Here is a 20,974-nt window from a genome sequence, read left to right as displayed (position 1 = left end):
TCGGTTTTAATAGACCCCTATGTATACCGTCGTTGACCATCAATTCATGAGCCAGGCCTTGGCCCAGGCTCAAAAAGCCCTGTATCTATCCACACCCAACCCGCGAGTAGGTTGCGTCATTACTAAGGACGGGCAAGTGATTGGGAGTGGATATACCCAAAAAGCTGGCGGAAATCATGCTGAGGTCCAAGCTTTAGCCGATGCTAAAGCCAATGGCTTTGACGTTTCTGGATCAACGATCTACGTTACCTTAGAGCCTTGTAGTCATGAAGGCAGAACACCGCCTTGTTCTGATGCGCTGATCGCGGCTAAGCCAGCGGTAGTGATCGCTGCCATGCTTGATCCCAATCCCCTAGTGAATGGCCGAGGCCTTGAGCGCTTAAAAGCAGCCGGTATTGATGTGCGCTGCGGTTTGATGGAGTCAGAAGCAAGGGCTTTGAACCCAGGATTTATTTCTAGGATGACGCGCGGTCTGCCTTGGGTGCGAATGAAGATCGCCGCAAGCTTAGATGGCAAGACTGCCCTAGCCAATGGCACCAGTCAGTGGATTACAGGACCTGAGGCGCGCTCAGATGGCCATCACTGGCGTGCACAGGCTTGCGCTATCTTGACGGGTGCTGGGACGGTGAAAGAAGACGATCCCACCCTAAACGTTCGTGATGTAGTGACTGAACGTCAGCCCTGGAAAATTGTGATTGATTCTCGGCTAGAGACACCTCTGGATGCCAAGCTTTTTAAAAATCTTCATCAATCTGGCGTCATCGTTGTTTGTGCTGATATGGATTCTGAAGTAAGCCAAACAAAAGCAAAGGCACTTCAGGGCTTAGGAGTAGAAGTGATTGCGATGGCTAATGCCTATGGCAAGGTAGATCTCGCTAAACTACTACGCTACTTAGCAAAAGAGCGCTCTATGAATGAAATACACATTGAGTCAGGTTACAAGCTGAACGGCTCATTACTCCGAGAAAATGGTGTCGATGAGCTCTTGCTCTACTATGCTCCTTTCTTATTAGGGGATGGTATCGGCATGGCGAATATCGGCACACTAACTGAGCTCAATCAACGGCAAGATTGGCAAATCATCGATCACACTGTATTAGGTCAGGACTTACGGGTTCGTTTAGCGAAGCCAAGCCCAAAGCTCTAGCCCTAGCTTTAACTTTAATCCCAACCCTAACCCCAACAATTACATCAAACCAAATAAAAATTCAACCATGTTTACTGGAATCATTACCGCCGTTGGCACCATCAAAAGCGCTCAATCTAAGGGCGATGGAATGCAGTTATTGATTGAGACCCCTGCAGGTTATCTGGATGATGTGGCCTTGGGCGACAGCATTGCTATTCAGGGGGCCTGTATGACGGCTACGAACTTTACTAGCACTACTTTTGAGCTCGATATTTCTCGTGAGTCACTGAACAAGACAGTAGGCCTTGATGCAGTCGGACCAGTGAATCTAGAAAAAGCATTGCGCCTAAATGATCGCTTAGGCGGTCATTTAGTTAGCGGTCACGTCGATGGGGTTGGTAAGGTAGTTCAATTTATTGCTGTTGCCCAAGACGCCTATGGTTCTTGGTTGCTCCAGATTGAGGCACCGAAAGCATTGGCCCCTTTTCTGGCGTACAAGGGTTCTATTGTGGTGAATGGCGTTTCCTTAACGGTCAATCAAACGGAGGACACTGCACTGGCTTGTTTAGTCAGCATTAACATTATTCCGCACACACTACAAAATACGACCTTAGGTAATCTTCAGATAAACGATAAGGTTAATTTAGAGGTAGACCTGATTGCGCGGTATATTGCCAGAATGCTAGAAACCCAAAATAAATAAATAAGTAAATAAGCCGTTATTTTTGGTAGCGAGTAGGGTCACTCAGTTTTGCTTGTGTAAACCCAGCCTGGCGTAAACGGCAAGACTCACATTCTCCGCAAGCTTCACCCAAGTCATTGGCTTGGTAGCAAGAAACTGTTTGAGAATAATCCACCCCTAAAGTAGTGCCTAAGTGAATGATCTCGGACTTACTCATGCTAATAATGGGTGCATGAACACGAAAGCGATTGTCATTATTGATTGCTTCAACACCTGCCTTAGTGGCTAAGTTAGCCATGGTTTCAAAAGAAGCCACATAGTCGGGGCGGCAGTCTGGATAGCCAGAGTAATCCACCGCGTTGGCGCCATAAAAAATATCTAAGCCACCCAGTGATTCAGCCCAACCCAGTGCAAGTGACAGCAAGATGGTGTTACGTGCGGGAACATACGTCACCGGAATTTCTTGATCGTTGCTTGGAGTGATCGGAATATCAATAGAGGAATCTGTGAGGGCAGAGCCACCAAAGCGGGTGAGATCCAAGTTCACTACCTCATGACGAATGACACCCATCTGTTTAGCAATGTGCTTCGCAGCAGCCAGTTCAGAGGAGTGGCGTTGGCCATAGCCTACTGACAGGGCATAGGGTGCATAACCCAAATCTTTTGCCAGTGCGAGGATCGTACTGGAGTCAAGTCCCCCAGAGAACAAGATCACTGCAGGCGCATGGGGTTTGCGTGGGGCGATATTCTGAAAGGCGGCAGACAGCTGAGACATCAGAAATTATTTAGTAGCGGCAATAAACTGCTGTGCATTTTTTGCAGCGTCAGTATCGGGATATTTACTGATGATGTCATTTGCGGTTTTTTTAGCAGCCGTTTTGTTGCCACTCTCTAACTGAGCATTAGCGAGCGTAATCATGGCTGCTGGAATACGAGGATGATTTGGGAAGCGCTTAATGAGACTCTGTAGTTGTGCAATAGCGCCTGTGTAATCTTTATTAGCGTACTTGCTGTTGCCAGTCCAAAAGAGGGCAAGCGGCAAGTATGGGCTTTTAGGGTAGCGGTTCACAAAGGCAGAAAAACTGTCGTCGGCCTTTTTTAAACTACCGGCTTGAAAATAATTGAGTGCTTCGTCATACGCTTTTTTCTCACCAGGTTGAACAGTGCCAGTAACACCTTCAATCGTTTCTGTACGAGGCTCAAAATTACCTAGCCGATTATCTAAATCTTGGTAGTAAGTCTTTTGGCTTGAAGTAATATCTTCGCCTTGTTTTTCAAGATTTTCTACCTTACCGCGTAATTCTGCGTTATCTGCTTTTAGTTTTTCAATTTGATTTTGCAAATCCAGTTGAGTCGTTGCAAGCGTTTTACGCAAATCCAGAATAGCCTTGCGAGCGTCATCATCTGCAAACAAAGCCCAGGCATTGCTTGATAGACTTAAACAAACGGCAGCAGCGCTTAAACAAAACGCTCGTGAGAGCGTCTTGTTCACTGAGTCAGAAAACAGGAACATTAGTTTGTGATGTACACAATGTCAGCGCGGCGGTTTTCTGCCCAAGCGGCCTCATTGTCGCCCTCTGCTTTAGGCTTTTCTTTACCAAAACTGACGGCTTCCATTTGGTCATCAGCAACACCCATCAAGCTTAATGACTTACGAACAGCATCAGAGCGACGCTGACCAAGTGCTAAGTTGTACTCCGCAGTGCCACGCTCATCGGTGTTACCTTGAATGATGATCTTTTGTTTTGCATTGGCTTTTAAGAAGCTAGCATGTGCTGATAATTGTTTTTGATATTTAGTTTGAACGGTGTATTCATTTAAATCAAAATAAACACTACGCTGGAACAGTGGGCTACTGGGGTCATTCCATGGCTGTGAGCCAAAGTTACCGCTGCCACTCCCACTACCATTGGCACTATCCACATCATCTAATTTAACGCTGGAGCAAGCTGCCATTAACAAAGCTGCGGCACCTACAAGCGTGAGGGTAGCAATACGGCGGGCGATTGAAGTTTGCATGATCTTTCCTTTTCCTACAAATGAAGCAAATAAATACTGCTATTGCCAATATTATGCCCCTAAGAGCAGCAAAATGGCTATTGAATTAGCTACAGCATGAACTGTTATGTGCGGCCTAAGGCAGCAGCCTAGTCCATAAATGGGCCCCAAGATGGCTGACGGACATCCGATCCAGGAATGGTGAGTACCTGTTTGGAATTACCGTCTACGGATACTGCTGCCAAGACGCGCTTACCCCCCACTTTGGTGGAATAGAGGATATAGCGTCCATTGGCAGCAAATGATGGGGACTCATCCGTACTGCTTTCGGTAAGGGCTTGTGAATCGCCGGTAGCCAGATTGAGAATATGAAGACGAAACGCTCCACCAATATTGGCGATATAGGCTAAGTATTTACCATCTGGTGAAATACGTGGAGAGGTCACAAAGCCTTGTTTGTAGGTAACGCGTTTTGCACCTTCGGCTTGCTCACCTTGCGCACTCATCCGATAGATTTGTGGGTTACCACCGCGATCGCTCGTGAAATAAATATAACGACCATCTGCTGAATACTGTGGCTCTGTATCAATCGTGCGACCAGTAGTCAAGCGCTGTAGGCCACTACCATCCGCATTAATGCTGTAAACCTGGGTATTGCCATCCTTAGATAAAGAAATGGCGAGCTTTTTGCCATCGGGTGACCAAGCTGGTGCACTGTTATTCCCCTTCTGATTGGATAGGGCAATACGGCGACCAGTGGCTAGCTCATGAACGTAAATCACGGACTTGCGATCTTCAAAAGAAACATACGCCACTTTTTTGCCATCGGGTGACCATGATGGCGAGATGATAGGCTCACCACTAGTCATGGCGTTTCGAATGTTTTGACCATCTGCATCCGAAATCACCAGGCGATAGCGCTTACCTTCTTTAATGACGTAAGACAGGCGCGTGGAGAAGATGCCACGTTCGCCTAGTAATTTGAAAATAATGTCATCGGCAATCTTATGCCCCACCGCGCGTAAATTATCAGCGCTAGCGTTGAGGTCTAGTCCACCTAAGCTCAGTGATTTACGGACATCAAATAATTTGTAACGAATTTCAAACTGGGTTGTGCCGGTTTGGACAACAGAGCCAACTACCAGAGCATCGGCTCCACGTGTCGCCCAAGATTTAAAGTTGGGAGTGCCTTCATCACTTTCGCTAGCATTGCCATTCTCTGTATTTTTAAAGTAGCCACTACGTGCTAAATCTTGCCGAATAATGTCAGTAACGCTGATGGGTAATTTGTTTTCATCTTTAAAACGCATGACGGCTACCGGATAGAATGACTGTCCTACGCCAGTAATTTCAATGCTCATTTGTGCAAGGCTTGGAAGGCTAACAGCACTTAAACCTAAGCTCACTAAAAGTAATACATTTTTTACAACTGAACGTATGGTAGATGGGGTCATGTCTAGTAATTTACTTTGGTTTGAGTTTAAGTTCAGGCGTCAGTGTCGGAAATAAGCCATTGTCGTCTTTAGGTAGGCTTTGGGTGGCATCAATGGCGCTTAGTACAGCTTGGTCCCAAGCATTGTCACCACTGCTGGAGGTCGTCACTCTAGTCAGAATAGCCCCATCAGGAGCCAGTTTCACCTGAATGATGGTTTGCTTATTGCCTTTAAATGCATCGGCATTAAACGTAATGTTTGCTCGTACCTTCTTAATTACCTTATCACTCCAGCCAGGAGGGGCGTTACCGCCACCACCAACACCGCTACCAACCGATCCGCCAGTGCCGCCATCGTTCGCAGCCAAGCCTCGTAGGCTGGCGATGTTGGCTTCACGTCGTTTATCAGCCTGAGCATTCGCTTTTATTTGTGCGGGAGTTAGTTCTGCTGGTTTGGAGGGCTCTGTTTTTTTGGCCGCCTCTACTTTTTTAGCTGGCTCTACCCTCTTAGCCTCTTCTTTTTTAATTTCTTTTGGTGGCAGTGGCTTGACTGGCTTTGGCGCCTCTTTGGCGATTTCTTTTGCTACCAGCTTTTTAGGAGGCTCTTTTTCAAGCAGTTTTTTCTTGATTGCAATATCAGCAGCTTCTTCTTTTATTTCTGTTTTCACTTCCGGCGCAATCGTAGCTTCCATTTGCGGCGTAGCATCCCACAGCTCAACTTCAACCCCAGACGGTGTGGAGTTATTCCAGCTAATGCCAATGACTAAAAACGCAACCAAGCCTAGGTGCGCAGCTAAAGAGAAGCTAAAAGCACGTTTAGTACCTTCCGCTTTAGTGAGGCCGCTCCTGTTTCTGCTTTTGTTTCTGTCTTTTCCTCCATCGTTACCTCGATTGATTGAGAACGGTGAGTGCCCGATATGTGCGCTAGTCATGTTTAAGAAAAACCTACTGACTCTTTACGGCAAGGCCAACACGCTTGACACCATTTTCTTTTAGCTTAGACATCACTTCCATTACCACCTCATATTTGATGGATTTTTCAGCAGCTAAGACCACAGGTTGTTCAGCAGACTTTTCTGCTTGTGAACGCGCAAAAGCACCGAGCTCAAATTTATTTAAGGTTTGGACAGGCTCACCATCTTTGCGCACGATGACGTTTTCATTGGCGTCTATCGATAAAAATACGGGTGGAAGAGATTGCACCTTAGCACCACCAACCGTAGGTAAATTGACAACGCCAGGATTGACCATTGGCGCGGTGACCATAAAGATCACCAGTAGCACCAACATCACATCGATGTAAGGTACTACGTTGATGTCGGACATTGCCCGACGTTTAGAGGATTTTCTGAGTGAGCCAGCCATGTTTATTTACCGGAAGCTTGACGTTGCAAGATATTGGTAAATTCTTCAATAAAGGTTTCAAAACGAATAGCGAGTCGATCTACATCGGTTGCGGCGCGGTTATAGGCAACGACTGCAGGGATTGCGGCAAACAGACCAATGGCAGTGGCAATCAATGCCTCGGCAATACCGGGGGCAACAGCCGATAGGGTGGCATTTTGGACGTTGGCTAGGCCACGGAAGGCGTGCATGATGCCCCAGACAGTACCAAACAGGCCAATATAAGGCGATACAGAGCCTACTGAGGCCAGAAACGGTAGATTGGCCTCAAGTAAGTCCATTTCACGCTGGTAGGTGGCTTTCATCGCTCGGCGGGCTGCATCGATCTCATGGACTTTCATGAACTCCTGCATACCGGCTTCGAAAATATGCTCTAACACTGCATCTGTGCGGTTATTACGTAAGGCAGCATCTAGTAAGGTGTTTAGGTCGCCGCCAGACCAAAAGTCTCGTTCAAAGCGTTCAGTATCGCGCCTGACACCGCGCAAAATAGCCGTTTTCTTAAAAATAATGGTCCATGACGCAATGGACATCCCGATTAATAACAACATTACCAACTGTACTAATAGGCTGGCATTCAGGACTAGGGAGAGAAACGAGAGGTCTTGTGTAGATGTCATGATGAATTTTGTATGATGTAGGTTGATTTTACTTACTTAATTACAGAAGCCATCCAACTTCATTGGGATTATTACTATGTTCGACCGCCAAAACACCCTAGCCAAAACGGATCCCGAATTATGGGCCTCGATTCAAAATGAAAATCAGCGTCAAGAAGACCATATCGAGCTGATTGCCTCCGAAAACTACACCTCCCCTGCGGTAATGCAGGCGCAGGGCTCTCAGTTGACGAATAAGTACGCTGAAGGCTATCCAGGCAAGCGTTATTACGGCGGTTGTGAATTTGTGGACGTTGCTGAGCAATTGGCGATTGACCGTGTCAAGCGGTTATATGGCGCTGAGGCGGCAAACGTACAGCCCCATTGCGGCGCTTCTGCCAATCAGGCGGTATTTTTAGCCTTTTTGAAACCCGGCGATACCTTTATGGGCATGAGTCTGGCCGAAGGAGGTCACTTGACCCACGGGATGGCACTCAATATGAGTGGCAAGTGGTTCAACCCGATTGCTTATGGCTTAGATCAAAATGAAGAAATCGATTACGAGCAGATGGAGCGTTTGGCTCGAGAGCACAAACCTAAGCTCATCATTTCAGGGGCTTCTGCTTATTCTAGAAAAATTGATTTTGAGCGTATCGGTAAATTGGCAAAAGAAGTAGGCGCCATTCACATGGTGGATATGGCGCACTATTCAGGCCTGATTGCTGCGGGCGTTTACCCCAATCCAGTGCCACACGCTGATGTCGTTACTTCGACTACCCACAAGAGTTTGCGCGGCCCTCGTGGCGGCATTATTTTGATGAAAGCTGAACACGAAAAAGCCATCAACTCTGCCATCTTTCCTGGCCTACAAGGCGGTCCATTAATGCATGTGATCGCAGGAAAGGCGGCAGCATTTAAAGAGGCTTTAGAGCCTAGTTTTATCGACTACCAAAAGCAGGTGATTGTGAATGCCAAAGCATTAGCGGAAACGTTAATGGAGCGAGGCTTACGGATTGTGTCTGGCGGTACAGACTCCCACGTGATGTTGGTAGATCTGCGCGCTAAAAAAATGACCGGTAAGGAAGCCGAGCGTGTACTAGGCGAAGCGCACATTACTTGCAATAAGAACGGCATTCCAAACGATCCAGAAAAGCCAATGGTGACGAGTGGGATCCGCTTGGGATCACCAGCAATGACTACGCGTGGCTTTAAAGAAGCCGAGGCAAGACAGGTGGGGCATTTTATTGCTGATGTATTAGACAACCCAACGGATCCAGACAATATTGCGAGAGTGCGTGCGCAAGTATCTGCCCTGACCAAACGCTTTCCAGTTTACGGTTAAGCGACACTAGTGCGCTGCGCCTTTTGTCATAACGACGATACCCAGGTACTCGATACCCGGGTATCGGATGAGGGCGACACGATTCGTCGCCGGCGCCGCTGTGCCAAATGTGACAAGCGTTTTACGACATTTGAACGAGTCGAGTTAGTGTTTCCGGCGATCGTGAAGAAAAACGGTAGCCGTGTTGAATACAGCCATGAAAAGCTTGCTAGCTCATTAAAACTGGCGTTACGCAAACGTCCGGTATCTGCTGACTCAGTCGATGAAGCCATCTCGCGGATAGAAGAAAAACTCATGAGTCTGGGTGAAAAAGAAATTCCGAGTGAGCGTGTTGGTGAATTGGTGATGCGGGAACTCAAACGGCTAGACAAGGTTGCCTACATTCGGTTTGCCTCGGTATACAGAAGCTTTGCGGATATCGAGTCTTTCGAGAGCGCCCTCAAAGAGCTGAAATAGCCCCTCATTTTGTTGGTGCATGCATGCAGGCAGGCTTAGCGCGTGCTGCCAAAAGAGCGCTGTCAATCAGAACTACTGCGGTCTATTAGGGTAGGCCTTGCCGGTCAGATTGCTGTAGATTGCCCCCGCGATGACTAAGAGCGCAGAGTCGATGAATACCGGAAAGAAGGCAAAGCGGTAGTGCAGTACGTGGCCAGATACGACAAGCAGTGCGACCGCTGCTGCCGGTGGATGCAGGCAGCGCAAACAAAACATTCCCAGAATAGAGAAGGTAGCCGCCATGGGCATTGCGATGAGCGGTTCGCTAATCCAATGATTTAAGGTAATGCCCACAAGGGCAGATACCGTATTGCCAGCGATGACAGCCCAGGGTTGCGCCATAGGGCTTTGTGGCAAGGCGAAGACGAGTAGTGCGCTAGCGCCAAGAGAGGTAATCAACCATTCATTAATGCCGTTTAAATCACCCAGGTATTTCGCAAGAGCGAGAACTAAAGCTAGACCAATAAAGGCACCTAAGGCCGAGCGCAGTCGTTCTAGCCAAGATACTTTAGGCTGATCACCGCCAAAATAAAAGCCCCCTATTTTGAAAGCACGTTTCATATTAGATGCATTCAACGGAGAAGCCCAGAGGACTTATTTCAGGCAGGCAAAGATTGAGGTGGTAATCACATCTACGTTACCGGTGCCACTCACCTTGCGATAAGCAGGCGCCTTCACTGCATCGCTGGTATTGGTTTGTGCTGCCCAGCTGGAGTAATACTCTACCAAGGGACGGGTTTGATCGTTATAGACCTGCAAGCGTTTACGAACCGTTTCTTCTTTATCGTCATCACGCTGAATGAGGGCTTCACCAGTGACATCATCAATGCCTGCAACCTTTGGGGGATTAAACGTGAGGTGATAAGTACGCCCAGAAGCAGGGTGTACACGACGCCCGCTCATACGATCAATGATGGCATCAAACGGAACATCGATTTCGAGAACGTAGTCAATGGGAACGCCGGCATCTTTCATGGCTTGGGCTTGTGGAATGGTCCTCGGAAAGCCATCAAACAGATAGCCCTTATTGCAATCTGCTTGCGTAAGGCGATCTTTTACTAAGCCGATGATGATGTCATCAGAAACGAGACCGCCAGCATCCATAATTTTCTTGGCAGCAACGCCCAGCTCAGTTCCTGCTTTTACCGCGGCGCGCAACATATCTCCGGTGGAGATTTGTGGAATGGCAAATTTTTCGCAAATGAATTGGGCCTGAGTACCTTTACCAGCACCTGGTGCACCGAGCAGAATTAAGCGCATTATTTCCCCTTAGAAGACTTTTTTATTGTCCCGTACTTATACGGGCTGTTTTGAATATGGATCTAAGGATTATCCCCGAGAAGGAGTCTAGATTTGGATTTGTGCTTATTTGGCCAATAGGCGCCGAATTCGCTCGAGATCCTCTGCGGTATCAACCCCTGCTGGTGGGGCTTCGCTGGCGGTATGAACGGCTATGCGGTAACCATTCCACAGGGCTCGCAATTGCTCCAAAGCCTCTGCTTGCTCAGGAGGAGCAGCTTCAAGACGGGTGTAGGCCTGTAAAAAGTCAGCACGGTAGGCGTAAATGCCCAGGTGGCGTAGGTGGGTGACTGGTGGACAGGAAACGCGATCTCGAACAAAGGGAATAGTTGCTCTAGAGAAATACAGCGCTTCTCCAGACCGATTCAGTACCACCTTGACGACATTGGGGTTGTCAATCTCAGAAGCATCCGTAATCGGTACTGCTACAGTAGAAATTGCACAGGCAGGATGATTTGCTAAGGTTTGCGCTACTTGATTAATGAGCGTAGGCGGAATTAAAGGCTCATCACCTTGAACATTGACCACTAAGGTATCGGGGGGAAGTTTGAGTAATTGCGCCACTTCAGCAATGCGGTCAGTGCCCGTCAGGTGATCTGAGCTTGTCAGCAGACACTCAATACGATACGCATTGCAAGCAGCTTGAATTTCAACAGAGTCAGTTGCAACCACAACGCTTTGGGCAAGGGATTGTTGGGCGCGTTCTGCTACCCAAATCACCATTGGCTTGCCACCAATATCGGCAAGTGGCTTACGGGGTAGGCGAGTCGATCCTAGCCTAGCTGGAATAACTACCAAAAACTCAGGCGATTGGATGCTCATGCCGACTACCTTAGTTTGAGAAGACTTCATCGGCAGAGAGGCTACGCGCCTCATCTACTAACATCACAGGAATGTCATCCCGAATAGGATAAGCAAGCCGATCGGCCTTGCAAATGAGCTCGTGATTTTTTGCCTCGTAATGCAAGGCACTTTTGCATAAAGGGCAGACCAGAATATCAAGAAGACGTTTGTCCATGGAGATGGGCTTTTTAATAAGGTTAGTAATAAAAAATACAGGCTTGATTACAGCGTGTATCGATTCGGATCCGGTCTTAAAAGAATAGATTGCAACCATTCAGCCATACTTTCGGTAATGCTTAGGTGCATCGGCACCACCCAAATACGCTCATCCGGAATCTGCTGGCATTTTACGGCATCCTTTTCCGTGATCAGAATCCGCTGGGCTTGAATGGCGGAAAAGAACTCTGCTGTCAGCGGGGCATGATCTCCCAAGGCAATTCCTTTAGCGGCGACGCCTTGTTTTAGGAGGTCGTCAAAGAATCGCTGTGGATTACCAATTGCTGCTACTGCAGTAATGGCATTGGGCAAGAAAGTATCGGCGATTGCCTGTAGAGATTGGGTGTTATTGCGATTCTGAAGTTGGTAGGGTATTCCGAGTTCACTTTGCAGGGTAAAGGCTCGTCGGCCTAAAAAATACTCATCCATGATCGCTGGATAGGTAGTTCTATCGCTAGAACTACCGGTAATAAGCGTGGCATCACGCTCTCGCGAAGCCGGCTCTCGCAAGGGGCCGGCCGGTAATAAGAAACCATTTCCTTCGCCACGTTGATCCCGCACTACAAATTCAATATCGCGCCCCCCTTCGCGAGCGGGCCACCGGGCGAGATCACGGTGCTGTAATCCATCATCACTAATAATCACGTTAATCGATGGATCCTGTTTGAGCATTGCCGCAATACTGTGATTTCGTTTTGGAAACACCCAAATCGGAAACTGATTGGCAGTGCGTTGAGCGATTAAGACAGGCTCATCACCCACCAGCGCTGGATCAGAATCACTGGTGACTTGCATCGGTATCGTTTGATTGGTGGCACCATAGCCTCTGTTAATGATTCCAGGCTTCCAACCAAGTTGAGCTAGCCGTTCAGCTAACGCGATGACGATAGGTGTTTTACCAGTACCCCCAACGCGTATATTGCCCACAATGATGATGGGAACGGGCTGCGGTTTTGTTTTAATGAGATCTAAGTCAGCAAACAGTTGGCGGGCGCGAATAACTAAACCATACAGATACGATAAAGGCCAAAGCAATAGACTGCTTGGCCCGCGGCGCTCCCAAAACTGGGGGGCTTTACGGATGATGTGCATGCTGACCTACCCTCTTATTTTTTCGTCTGACTGCTAAAGACGATATTCGATAGACCAGCATCACGCGCTGCCTCTAAGGCAATCATGACTGCTTGATGCGGCGCTCTTGCGTCGGCATCAATATTAATTTGCAAATTATTATTGCTTTGTTTCGGGTTCAATGCCATCAATGTTGCCGGCATTTGAAGTCGATCGACTACTTTGCCATTAATTGCAAAGCGCCCATCTCGACTAACCGCAACATGCACTTGATTAATTTCCGCCTGGCTTTGAGCGCCATTCGCCGTGGGCAGGGTAATCGCCAGCTCTTGATAGCGAGTAAAGGTTGTGGAGATCATCAAGAAGATCAGCACTACCAACAGCACATCAATAAAAGGAATCAGATTAATCTCTGGCTCTACTGGAGTAGAGGTCTTTCCCAGTGAAAATCTTCTATTGGTATGAAGGCTTTGTTCTAACCAGCGCATTATTTTTCCGCAGTGTGTGGGTAGAGTTTTTTGAAGAGTTGACGGGTAAATTCTTCACACTCATGCTGACGCTGGTTGGCCATGGCTCTTAAGCCACGCCAGGCAGCCAATGCTGGAATGGCAATCATGAGGCCAAAAGCAGTGTTGTACAGCGCTATTGAAATGCCATGAGCTAACTGCTGAGGATTGCCCACACCGCCGCTAATGGCGCCTTGACTGCCTTGGCTACCAAAGATTTCAATCATGCCTACGACAGTGCCAAACAAGCCTAATAAGGGAGCAATAGTGGCAATCGTGGCTAGGGCGCTGAGATAGCGCTCTAACTTGAGCCAGACGTTCTGCGCACTAGCCTGAATTTCTTCTAAGGCGACTTGGGCATCACTACCCAGCAGCTTTTCATGTAAAACACAGCTGAATAGGGGGCCGGCAGGGGAGAGTTGGCTGAGTGCCCCGATTTCTGCTTCTGATACGGATTTTGCTGCCAAAACCTGACCTGCCAATCCAAAAGCAGTTTCTAGACTGTTTTTGGGAAAAATATGCACTTGGCGCAAATACCAAGCCCGCTCTAAAATGATCGCAAGCCCAATAATAGAGATGATGAGTAAGGGCCAAATGGGCCATCCAGCAGATAGTAAGATTGTGTACATAAGTTAAGTACTTTAGCTGAATTCAAAACCCACTTTCTGAAAGCAAGCCTGTGGATAAGTCTGTGCAAAACTTTTTAGGTGTGGGTGCGTAAGTGCTTGATTCATGGTGGTACTCTGGCTTGCTAAGTCGTTTAGGTGGTGCTGAAGTGAAAAAATAGCGCATATTAATCAATGACTTAAGAGTTATCTGTAGTATTTATAAGACGTTTTGGGTAAGTAACTGCTTACTTGTTAATACTCTAGCCCCAGTGAGTAAGCCTCTGTGGATATGTTTTGGCTTTTAAGCCATATAGTTAAAGAGAATAATAAAAAATATGTCGGAAATATCAAGGGAAATACTCAGTGTTGGGGATCTAAACCGCGCCATTGCGAGCTCCTTAGAGGAGCGCTTTGACGCAGTATGGGTTAGCGGGGAGATTTCGAATTTCAAGGCCTATGACAGCGGGCACTGGTATTTTTCCCTTAAGGATGAGGAAGGCCAGATTCGTTGTGTAATGTTCCGCGGGCGTAACGGGCAAGTGGGTTTTGTGCCCCAATCAGGGGATTTAGTTGAAGTTGGTGCTAGCTTGGGCCTGTATGTTCCGCGAGGGGATATTCAGCTCACGATTCAAACGCTTCGACGTGCTGGTATGGGTGGACTTTATGAAGCCTTTTTAAAACTGAAGGCGAGATTAGCTAAAGAAGGCCTCTTTGATCTGGAGCGTAAGCGTGAGATCCCAGCCCATCCAAGGTCGATTGGCATCATTACCTCGCTTCAGGCTGCGGCCTTAAAGGATGTATTGAGTACGCTAGCCAGAAGAGCGCCACACATCCCAATCGTCATTTACCCCACCTTAGTGCAGGGTCCAGAGGCGCCCTCAGGCATTGTTGCTGCCCTTAAATCGGCCGCAAAAGAAAACGCCGTCGACGTTATCTTATTGGTGCGAGGTGGTGGCAGTATTGAGGATCTGTGGGCATTTAACGATGAGCAGTTAGCTTATGCCATTGCCCAGTCCCCGATTCCGATTGTGAGCGGCGTTGGGCATGAGACAGATACAACGATTGCTGACTTTGTTGCCGACCTCAGAGCGCCAACACCAACGGGCGCTGCAGAACTAGCCGCACCCCGTCGAGATCAAATGCTGCAAGAGCTCGCTGCCATCGAGCAGGCACTCTCACAAAGAATCCATCAGCGTGTTGAAAGAGAAGCCCAAACCTTAGATCAATTCGCTTTGCGCTTAAGTCATGCATTGCCCAACCCCGAGCGGATGCGAGAACAAATCCAACATTGGCAACAGCGCCTCAAGCAAGCTTGGTTGGTCAGAGTCGACTCTTGGAGCAGAAATCAGTCTCACTACGCACAGCAATTAGAAATGCTCAACCCTCAACGAACCTTGGAGCGGGGTTACGCTGTGGTACTCAATGCCAAAACTGGGTTGCAGGCCGTACGCAATCCGGATGAGCTAAATACCCATTCCGCGTTCGAGATTCGGTTGGCTGATGGAGTGGCCAACGTCAAATTTGCAGAGCTGGAGTCGCGCAAATCATAGCCCTAGACAAAAGAAGGTGATCAACCAACGGTTAGATGATGAAGCTCAGATTTTCTGTGTGAATTACACATCGAAAAAATATCAAAATCACTAGAGCATCAAAAGCGACTGAAGTCAGAGATTTGGTTGCGGGCACGATGTAAGGTAACGCTGTAAGGTACTGCATTGAGGTCATACCTTACTGTCAGTGAGCCTTAAAAAATATTAGGCTCTATTGCCAGCTGTACCCCATATTGCTGGCGCACTTTTTCTTGAATCGCTTTTGCAAGATTCAGAATATCGACGGCACTCGCACCACCATAGTTCACTAGCACAAGGGCCTGTTTTTCATAGACGCCAACGGCACCGATGCGCAGACCTTTAAAGCCGCATTGATCAATCAACCATCCGGCTGCAAGCTTACGTGCCCCAAGCTTATCTGGATACGACACTAGGTTTGGATATTGACTCAAGAGAGAGGCATATTGAGCTTGTGTAACGATCGGGTTTTGGAAAAAACTGCCGGCATTGCCAATGATCTGAGGATCGGGTAGTTTTTTAGTCCGGATACTACAAACAGCATCACATATTTGTTGGGCTGTCGGTTGTGAATGGGAATCTGAAAACTGCGTTGCTAATTCTGCATAGTGTGTACGGGCCTGCCATTGCTGGGGGATTTTAAAAATTACCTGCGTCACAATAAATCGATGGGGATGTTGTTTGAAGAGGCTATCGCGATAGCCAAATTGGCAAGCTGTTTGCGAAAGCGTTACAAAGGCATGATGCACAGTATCAAAGGCTTTGATGCTATCGATGTATTGCCCAACCTCGACTCCATAAGCGCCAATATTCTGAATGGGCGCAGCGCCCACTGTCCCCGGAATTAATGCAAGATTTTCAAGACCTGGCAAATCGTGTTCCAGGGTCCATGCTACTAGTGCATGCCAGTTGACGCCTGCTCCGACTGCAAGCAATGTATTTTCTTTATTTTTATCTTCACCATCGCCATCAGCATCACTATCACCAGAAGGAATAATCTCCTGACCCAAAATATTCATTAACAGAGTGGCCCCAGAAAGTTGGGCTGGTAGGAGGACATTACTGCCACCGCCTAAAACACGCCAAGGAACTTTTTTCTCTGCAAGGCTCTTTAGAAGCGTTGGTAATTGTTCAGCTGCGGTGATGTCATAGGCAAATTCGGCGACGGCCTCTAACCCAAAGGTATTGCGGTGCTTGAGCCTCATATCGGAGGTCAATTTTGCTGGAATGGGCGCACTTTTTGCGAAGTTCATGCCACAATCTTATTCGTGTTCGGGTTTAGGGTGACAATTTACCTAAAAACGAAAAAGCAATTACTTGTCCTGTAATTCATGATCTAGATTAATTAAGGAGTTTGAGATGCCCTCATTTGATGTCGTATGCGAGCCAGAAATGGTGGAATTGAAAAATGCGCTTGAGCAGTCTAATAAAGAGATTTCAACCCGCTTTGACTTTAAAGGCTCAGACTCTCGAGTAGAGCTTAAAGAGGAGACCTTATTGGTCTACGCCGATGATGAATTTAAGTTAGGCCAAGTGCGCGACGTTCTGTTTAGCAAAATGGCTAAACGGAACGTGGACATACGCTATCTGAAAGATGACAAAACGGAGACTATTGGTAGTGATAAGCGCAAGCAAACGATGAAGATCCAAAAGGGGATTAATCAAGAGTTGGCTAAAAAAGTAGTGCGCATCTTAAAAGATAGCAAGATTAAAGTGCAAGCCAGTATTCAGGGTGATGCAGTCCGAGTTACAGGCGGCAAGCGTGATGATCTTCAAGAAGCCATGGCGATGTTGCGTAAAGAGCTTACTGAGGCACCTTTGGGCTTTAACAACTTTAGAGATTAAGGTATTACTAAGGCGGATTTTGCTCAGTTAATGAATCTGATTAATGAATCTGATTAATGGGCCTGATTAGTGATGCATACGCTCTTGATTCTTCTCTATCTTGTGAAGTATCAGCGTAACGGTATCTTGTCGAATGGCGTGATTGAGGGCTAGCTCCCGAAAACGGGAGGCGCCCTCATTGATCTTGTCGATTAGATGGTTTGCTGTTGCTATGGTGAGGCCATTAGATTGCGCTAATTTCAATAGATCAAGCCTCGAAGGGTGCCTACCTTCACCATGAATATCCATTTGATGTTCGCCCATCGGGCCCTCATTGAAGGTGAGGTCATATGCTGGTGCAAGCTGCCACTGAAAATTGGCGCTCATGCGAAATGAGAAATTTTTTGCATGATCATCTCGATTGTTCATCACTACATTAAATACGCAGCGTTCAAATGCCTTTTCAAGCTCACGCTGACTACCAGTGATCAGGCGGGTTGCTTTTAGTAGGCTGTCATAACCTAGGGTTGGAATGCGAAAGTCAACATGCATTAATCCGGCTAACGTATGAATCGGAACCCTAGACGTTCCACTGCGATCAAAGCGTTCTATTCCAAACCCAGCTAGTTGGGCATCTAAGTCAAAGTATTGGGTTTTTGGAATATCCAGCCCGCAGTACCGAGCTACTTGGGCATACACATCTTCTATTGCGCAAACTTCCTTGTGTTCATGCCTTGCCTGAAATTTAATGAGCCATGGCTTACCGGCGGCATTGTTAAGCGTAGAGATATTTTCTGTACTCTCTTCATAGTGAACCAGTGCCTTCGGCCTTGCTCCGTGTGGTGAACCACCAAGTAGTATCAACTGCGTGAGTGCCTCACTTTGATGCCCAGCTATTGCTTGCTCAGCTTCTTTTGCCAGATCCAACATCGCCCAAGCAGTTGGAGTACTTTGAGGTTCGGCTGACGGTGAAAATTGTAGTGCGCCCATTGCTCTACTTCCGATTAAAGCGAGGCGATCTAAGGGCGATATTTGGTGGCGGTGTATTCCTTGTTTGGTAAAGTAGCGATCCATTAAATACATACCCCATCCATCCGGTAATGCATCTGCTATGAACCCCGGAAGATGGTGTTGATGCGCTGGAAAATCCCCTAAAGCGCTTGCTTGTAGTTTTAAGAAACGTGGGGAGAATTCATCACCGCGTTCAATGGCTTGCGATGAATATTCAAACAATATTTGTTGACCATCATCAGCAAGTGTTCCTAGAGTCCAATGTTGCCCCCAGCCGGTAAAAATCACTTCGAGCTTTTTCATGTTGGCTCTATCGCAACAGTAGTCGTGGCTTTAGAGGATTTTCGCCTTGCTCTGAGGCGTGGCGTATGAAATGCTTTTTCCATGGCGGCAATGGATTGTGGTTTGATCAGAAATATATTTTGCAAATGGTTGCTCAGACCCAGCGCGAGGATAATTTTGGTGAATGTTTCCAAAGTGCATTGATACTTGGTTTCAACCAGCTTTATGGTGCCTAGATTGACTCCTGCGCGCAGGGCTAAGTCTGCTTGGGTGAGGCCTTGCAATAAGCGATTGGCCCTTAATCGGGCGATAAGCTCCACCCGAATATCTTTATCTGATGCAAAGCCAAAATCCAGCATTTTTTTCACTCACCGCTTAGTAGATATGAGCTTTTATTATAACAATGATGCCTTAAAATATCAATACAAAGACTATTTAAATATACTTTAAATGTACTTAATTAACTTAAAAATTATTTAAATAGACTTAAATTACTCTGTTTCTCATACCCTCCTGCGAGGGGATTCTGTATGAAAAAGTGTGCATATGTATAAAAAAGTTTCGTTGGCAACATAGCTGGATTTAAATATTTTTTTAATAGTTTTCCGCAAAAACCACATTAAGGCAAAGGCGATGCCTAGGTCTAAGCTTGCCGAGACTGCTAAACAACGCACTGCACTGTTGAGAGAGTTTAAGGCTGCTGACGTGAATGAGAAGCGCCATCGCAGATTACAGCTAGAAGACAAGTTAGCTAACCTACCCCTGACTCGGGAGAGGTTTGAAAAATAATTTTAGGTATGTTTTTGGTGTACTTGAAATCAGTAATCTAATTCAGCCATATTCCATATAGATCATTGGCGGAAGCGGTGAGATTCGAACTCACGATAGAGTTACCCCTATGCCTGCTTAGTAGGCAGGTGCCATCGGCCACTCGGCCACGCTTCCGTGCTGGTGATTTTACAGCTACTTTTTATGGCATTGCCTTTAAATCGATTCAGGCTGGGTTAGCATCTCATTATGAGCAATCAGAACATCCCGCCAACCAGTATGGAAGCCATCGAGCGTTTTTGCGATACCTGCTGGCTTGAAGATGGGTTGGCGCAAAATAGCTTATCTGCCTATAGGCGGGATCTACTGCTCCTGGCCCAGTGGCTTCACCTGGACTCCGGTGCCGATCTTTACGCCGCTGCTGAAAAAGACCTGACGGCTTATATTGCCCACAAAAGAGCTGATAAGGCGACTACGGCCAATCGTCGGTTGACGGTGTTTAAACGGTTCTATCGGCATGCATTACGGATGAACTTAGTCAAAAGTGATCCTTGCATCGGTTTGCGGGCCGCAAAACAGGCTTTGCGCTTCCCCAAAACCCTCAGTGAAGACCAAGTAACTGCCTTGCTCAATGCTCCCAATGTTGATACGCCCCTGGGCCTGCGAGATCGCACCATGCTGGAGTTAATGTATGCCAGCGGCCTGCGCGTTTCAGAAATTGTTGCTTTAAAAACCGTTGCCCTTGGCTTAAACGAGGGCATAGTGAGGGTGGTAAACGGCAAGGGGGGTAAGGAGCGTTTAGTACCTTTTGGTGGTGAGGCAGGGCAGTGGCTGGCGCGCTACTTGACTGATGCTAGAGCGCTACTGCTGGCAGGCAAGACATCCGATGCGGTTTTTATTGGCCGTCACACCGGTACAGGCTTAACCCGGCAGGCTTTTTGGGCCCTAATTAAGCGATACGCCACGCTAGCTGCCATACCGGTAATCTTATCGCCGCATACCCTGCGCCATGCGTTTGCAACCCATTTACTCAATCATGGGGCTGATTTACGGGTGGTGCAGTTGCTTTTAGGGCACGCAGATATTTCCACTACCCAGATTTACACCCATGTTGCTCGGGAGCGCCTCAAATCTATTCACCAGCAGCATCATCCTCGCGGCACTTGATAGCCTAGACTCATCAGTTGCTCATAAGTCATTAAAATAGCGTCATGGATCTACATTTCCCCTTCAGTTTGTTGCTTATTCCAGTGGCGTATTGCATTGGATCCGTTTCTTTTGCAGTGGTAGTGAGTAAATGCATGCGCTTACCAGACCCCCATTCTTATGGTTCTGGTAATCCTGGGGCCACTAATGTATTGCGAACGGGTAATAAGCTAGCGGCTGTTTTAACCTTAATTGGTGATGCTTTGAAGGGCTTTATTGCGGTGTTGGCAGCCAGAGCTATTCTGGGTGATACATCGCTGACCGCAAATACAGAGTCTTGGATCTTATGTGCCGTGGTCATGGCAGTATTTTTAGGCCATTTGTTTCCGGTGTTTCATGGGTTTCAGGGTGGGAAGGGTGTAGCGACTGCTTGCGGGATCTTATTTGGAGTAAATTGGATTTTAGGTTTGGCTACCCTGTGTACCTGGGTCATCGTTGCCACCTTTATGCGCTATTCCTCTTTAGCCGCACTAGCCGCCGCCGCCTTTGGACCAATCTATTTTGTTTTCCTGTTTGGCTTTCAGCCAATGGCGCTTGCATTGCTGGTAGTTTGTTTGCTCTTAACCTGGCGCCATCGGGGCAATATCCGGAATCTGATGAATGGGACTGAAAGCCGTATTGGCTCGGGATCAAACTCAAGCAGTCGCCCCAACAGCAAGTCTAGTGATCTGTGAATATAAAAATCAGCAAC

At 47.3% G+C, this 20,974-nt stretch carries 26 protein-coding genes and 1 tRNA gene; 9 read left to right on the top strand and 18 right to left on the bottom strand.

Annotation, left to right across the window (positions count from 1 at the left end):
* Nucleotides 1–19: 19 nt before the first annotated feature.
* Complete coding sequence (gene ribD / locus B0G85_RS04710) at nt 20–1,147, top strand: bifunctional diaminohydroxyphosphoribosylaminopyrimidine deaminase/5-amino-6-(5-phosphoribosylamino)uracil reductase RibD (RefSeq protein ID WP_100379312.1); 1,128 nt, start codon at nt 20–22, stop codon at nt 1,145–1,147.
* A 67-nt stretch (nt 1,148–1,214) separates the two neighbouring features.
* Nucleotides 1,215–1,832 carry a riboflavin synthase gene (locus tag B0G85_RS04705; protein ID WP_100379311.1) on the top strand — a complete coding sequence of 206 codons (618 nt, stop codon included), beginning with the start codon at nt 1,215–1,217 and terminating at the stop codon, nt 1,830–1,832.
* 16 nt (nt 1,833–1,848) lie between these two features.
* Here B0G85_RS04705 and queC read toward each other — a convergent pair whose 3' ends face one another.
* The 7 genes from queC to tolQ form a co-directional block, all read right to left on the bottom strand.
* Nucleotides 1,849–2,586 (bottom strand): 7-cyano-7-deazaguanine synthase QueC, encoded by a 738-nt coding sequence (queC, locus tag B0G85_RS04700; RefSeq protein ID WP_100379310.1) that lies wholly within the window; start codon nt 2,584–2,586, stop codon nt 1,849–1,851.
* A gap of 6 nt (nt 2,587–2,592) precedes the next feature.
* Nucleotides 2,593–3,324, bottom strand: coding sequence for a tol-pal system protein YbgF (gene ybgF / locus B0G85_RS04695; protein ID WP_100379309.1), 732 nt, complete (start codon nt 3,322–3,324; stop codon nt 2,593–2,595).
* The gene (gene pal, locus B0G85_RS04690) at nt 3,324–3,830 is read right to left on the bottom strand and encodes a peptidoglycan-associated lipoprotein Pal (RefSeq protein WP_100379308.1); all 507 of its coding nucleotides are present in this window, start codon (nt 3,828–3,830) and stop codon (nt 3,324–3,326) included. Before pal ends, ybgF begins: the two co-directional genes overlap by 1 nt.
* Before the next feature lie 128 nt (nt 3,831–3,958).
* Nucleotides 3,959–5,263, bottom strand: a complete 1,305-nt coding sequence (gene tolB, locus B0G85_RS04685) for a Tol-Pal system beta propeller repeat protein TolB (protein ID WP_100379307.1) — start codon at nt 5,261–5,263, stop codon at nt 3,959–3,961.
* Nucleotides 5,264–5,273: 10 nt separating this feature from the next.
* Complete coding sequence (tolA, locus tag B0G85_RS04680; RefSeq protein WP_100379306.1) at nt 5,274–6,173, bottom strand: cell envelope integrity protein TolA; 900 nt, start codon at nt 6,171–6,173, stop codon at nt 5,274–5,276.
* A 13-nt stretch (nt 6,174–6,186) separates the two neighbouring features.
* The gene (locus B0G85_RS04675; RefSeq protein WP_100379305.1) at nt 6,187–6,606 is read right to left on the bottom strand and encodes an ExbD/TolR family protein; all 420 of its coding nucleotides are present in this window, start codon (nt 6,604–6,606) and stop codon (nt 6,187–6,189) included.
* A gap of 2 nt (nt 6,607–6,608) precedes the next feature.
* Nucleotides 6,609–7,265, bottom strand: a complete 657-nt coding sequence (tolQ, locus tag B0G85_RS04670; RefSeq protein WP_100379304.1) for a protein TolQ — start codon at nt 7,263–7,265, stop codon at nt 6,609–6,611.
* A 76-nt stretch (nt 7,266–7,341) separates the two neighbouring features.
* Between tolQ and glyA the strand changes: the two genes are divergently transcribed.
* Both glyA and nrdR read left to right on the top strand, forming a co-directional pair.
* Nucleotides 7,342–8,586, top strand: coding sequence for a serine hydroxymethyltransferase (glyA, locus tag B0G85_RS04665; RefSeq protein ID WP_100379303.1), 1,245 nt, complete (start codon nt 7,342–7,344; stop codon nt 8,584–8,586).
* A 9-nt stretch (nt 8,587–8,595) separates the two neighbouring features.
* The gene (gene nrdR / locus B0G85_RS04660) at nt 8,596–9,042 is read left to right on the top strand and encodes a transcriptional regulator NrdR (RefSeq protein WP_100379302.1); all 447 of its coding nucleotides are present in this window, start codon (nt 8,596–8,598) and stop codon (nt 9,040–9,042) included.
* Between the two features lie 72 nt (nt 9,043–9,114).
* Here the strand turns inward: nrdR and B0G85_RS04655 are convergent, their stop codons facing one another.
* From B0G85_RS04655 to B0G85_RS04625, 7 genes are all read right to left on the bottom strand, one after another.
* A complete protein-coding gene (locus B0G85_RS04655; RefSeq protein WP_100379301.1) occupies nt 9,115–9,642 on the bottom strand; it encodes an HPP family protein in 528 nt (175 codons plus the stop codon).
* 33 nt (nt 9,643–9,675) lie between these two features.
* On the bottom strand, nt 9,676–10,341 hold the full coding sequence (gene adk / locus B0G85_RS04650; protein WP_100379300.1) for an adenylate kinase: 666 nt from the start codon (nt 10,339–10,341) through the stop codon (nt 9,676–9,678).
* Between the two features lie 105 nt (nt 10,342–10,446).
* The gene (kdsB, locus tag B0G85_RS04645) at nt 10,447–11,232 is read right to left on the bottom strand and encodes a 3-deoxy-manno-octulosonate cytidylyltransferase (RefSeq protein ID WP_415836284.1); all 786 of its coding nucleotides are present in this window, start codon (nt 11,230–11,232) and stop codon (nt 10,447–10,449) included.
* Nucleotides 11,213–11,398 (bottom strand): Trm112 family protein, encoded by a 186-nt coding sequence (locus B0G85_RS04640; protein WP_100379299.1) that lies wholly within the window; start codon nt 11,396–11,398, stop codon nt 11,213–11,215. The genes kdsB and B0G85_RS04640 overlap by 20 nt, the downstream gene beginning before the upstream one ends.
* 47 nt (nt 11,399–11,445) lie before the next feature.
* A complete protein-coding gene (gene lpxK, locus B0G85_RS04635; protein WP_100379298.1) occupies nt 11,446–12,531 on the bottom strand; it encodes a tetraacyldisaccharide 4'-kinase in 1,086 nt (361 codons plus the stop codon).
* A gap of 14 nt (nt 12,532–12,545) precedes the next feature.
* Nucleotides 12,546–12,998 carry an ExbD/TolR family protein gene (locus B0G85_RS04630; RefSeq protein ID WP_100379297.1) on the bottom strand — a complete coding sequence of 151 codons (453 nt, stop codon included), beginning with the start codon at nt 12,996–12,998 and terminating at the stop codon, nt 12,546–12,548.
* Nucleotides 12,998–13,645, bottom strand: coding sequence for a MotA/TolQ/ExbB proton channel family protein (locus B0G85_RS04625; RefSeq protein WP_100379296.1), 648 nt, complete (start codon nt 13,643–13,645; stop codon nt 12,998–13,000). Before B0G85_RS04625 ends, B0G85_RS04630 begins: the two co-directional genes overlap by 1 nt.
* A gap of 314 nt (nt 13,646–13,959) precedes the next feature.
* Between B0G85_RS04625 and xseA the strand changes: the two genes are divergently transcribed.
* Complete coding sequence (gene xseA / locus B0G85_RS04620) at nt 13,960–15,174, top strand: exodeoxyribonuclease VII large subunit (protein WP_100379295.1); 1,215 nt, start codon at nt 13,960–13,962, stop codon at nt 15,172–15,174.
* Between the two features lie 194 nt (nt 15,175–15,368).
* Here the strand turns inward: xseA and murB are convergent, their stop codons facing one another.
* Entirely contained in the window at nt 15,369–16,445 is a 1,077-nt protein-coding gene (gene murB / locus B0G85_RS04615) for a UDP-N-acetylmuramate dehydrogenase (RefSeq protein ID WP_100379294.1), read from the bottom strand.
* Between the two features lie 106 nt (nt 16,446–16,551).
* Here murB and B0G85_RS04610 point away from each other — a divergent pair, with 106 nt between their 5' ends.
* Entirely contained in the window at nt 16,552–17,037 is a 486-nt protein-coding gene (locus tag B0G85_RS04610) for a YajQ family cyclic di-GMP-binding protein (protein ID WP_100379293.1), read from the top strand.
* A gap of 66 nt (nt 17,038–17,103) precedes the next feature.
* On the opposite strand, the gene B0G85_RS04605 is transcribed toward B0G85_RS04610, so the two are convergent.
* Both B0G85_RS04605 and B0G85_RS04600 read right to left on the bottom strand, forming a co-directional pair.
* Nucleotides 17,104–18,330: a type II toxin-antitoxin system HipA family toxin gene (locus B0G85_RS04605; protein WP_100379292.1), complete on the bottom strand. Its 1,227-nt coding sequence runs from the start codon at nt 18,328–18,330 to the stop codon at nt 17,104–17,106.
* Entirely contained in the window at nt 18,327–18,668 is a 342-nt protein-coding gene (locus tag B0G85_RS04600; protein WP_100379291.1) for a helix-turn-helix transcriptional regulator, read from the bottom strand. Before B0G85_RS04600 ends, B0G85_RS04605 begins: the two co-directional genes overlap by 4 nt.
* Nucleotides 18,669–18,942: 274 nt before the next feature.
* Between B0G85_RS04600 and B0G85_RS10250 the strand changes: the two genes are divergently transcribed.
* The gene (locus B0G85_RS10250) at nt 18,943–19,098 is read left to right on the top strand and encodes a hypothetical protein (protein WP_157799287.1); all 156 of its coding nucleotides are present in this window, start codon (nt 18,943–18,945) and stop codon (nt 19,096–19,098) included.
* Between the two features lie 66 nt (nt 19,099–19,164).
* On the opposite strand, the gene B0G85_RS04595 is transcribed toward B0G85_RS10250, so the two are convergent.
* A tRNA-Ser gene (locus tag B0G85_RS04595) sits at nt 19,165–19,254 on the bottom strand.
* 72 nt (nt 19,255–19,326) lie between these two features.
* On the opposite strand from B0G85_RS04595, the gene xerD reads away from it, so the two are divergent.
* Nucleotides 19,327–20,244 (top strand): site-specific tyrosine recombinase XerD, encoded by a 918-nt coding sequence (xerD, locus tag B0G85_RS04590; protein ID WP_100379290.1) that lies wholly within the window; start codon nt 19,327–19,329, stop codon nt 20,242–20,244.
* A gap of 44 nt (nt 20,245–20,288) precedes the next feature.
* Complete coding sequence (plsY, locus tag B0G85_RS04585; protein WP_100379289.1) at nt 20,289–20,957, top strand: glycerol-3-phosphate 1-O-acyltransferase PlsY; 669 nt, start codon at nt 20,289–20,291, stop codon at nt 20,955–20,957.
* The last annotated feature ends 17 nt before the right edge of the window (nt 20,958–20,974 follow it).

This window comes from Polynucleobacter brandtiae, from assembly GCF_002797575.1.
GTDB classification, from domain to species: Bacteria; Pseudomonadota; Gammaproteobacteria; order Burkholderiales; family Burkholderiaceae; genus Polynucleobacter; species Polynucleobacter brandtiae.
The sequence above is the reverse complement of the archived record's forward strand: the minus strand, read 5'-3'. Positions and strand labels throughout refer to the sequence as shown.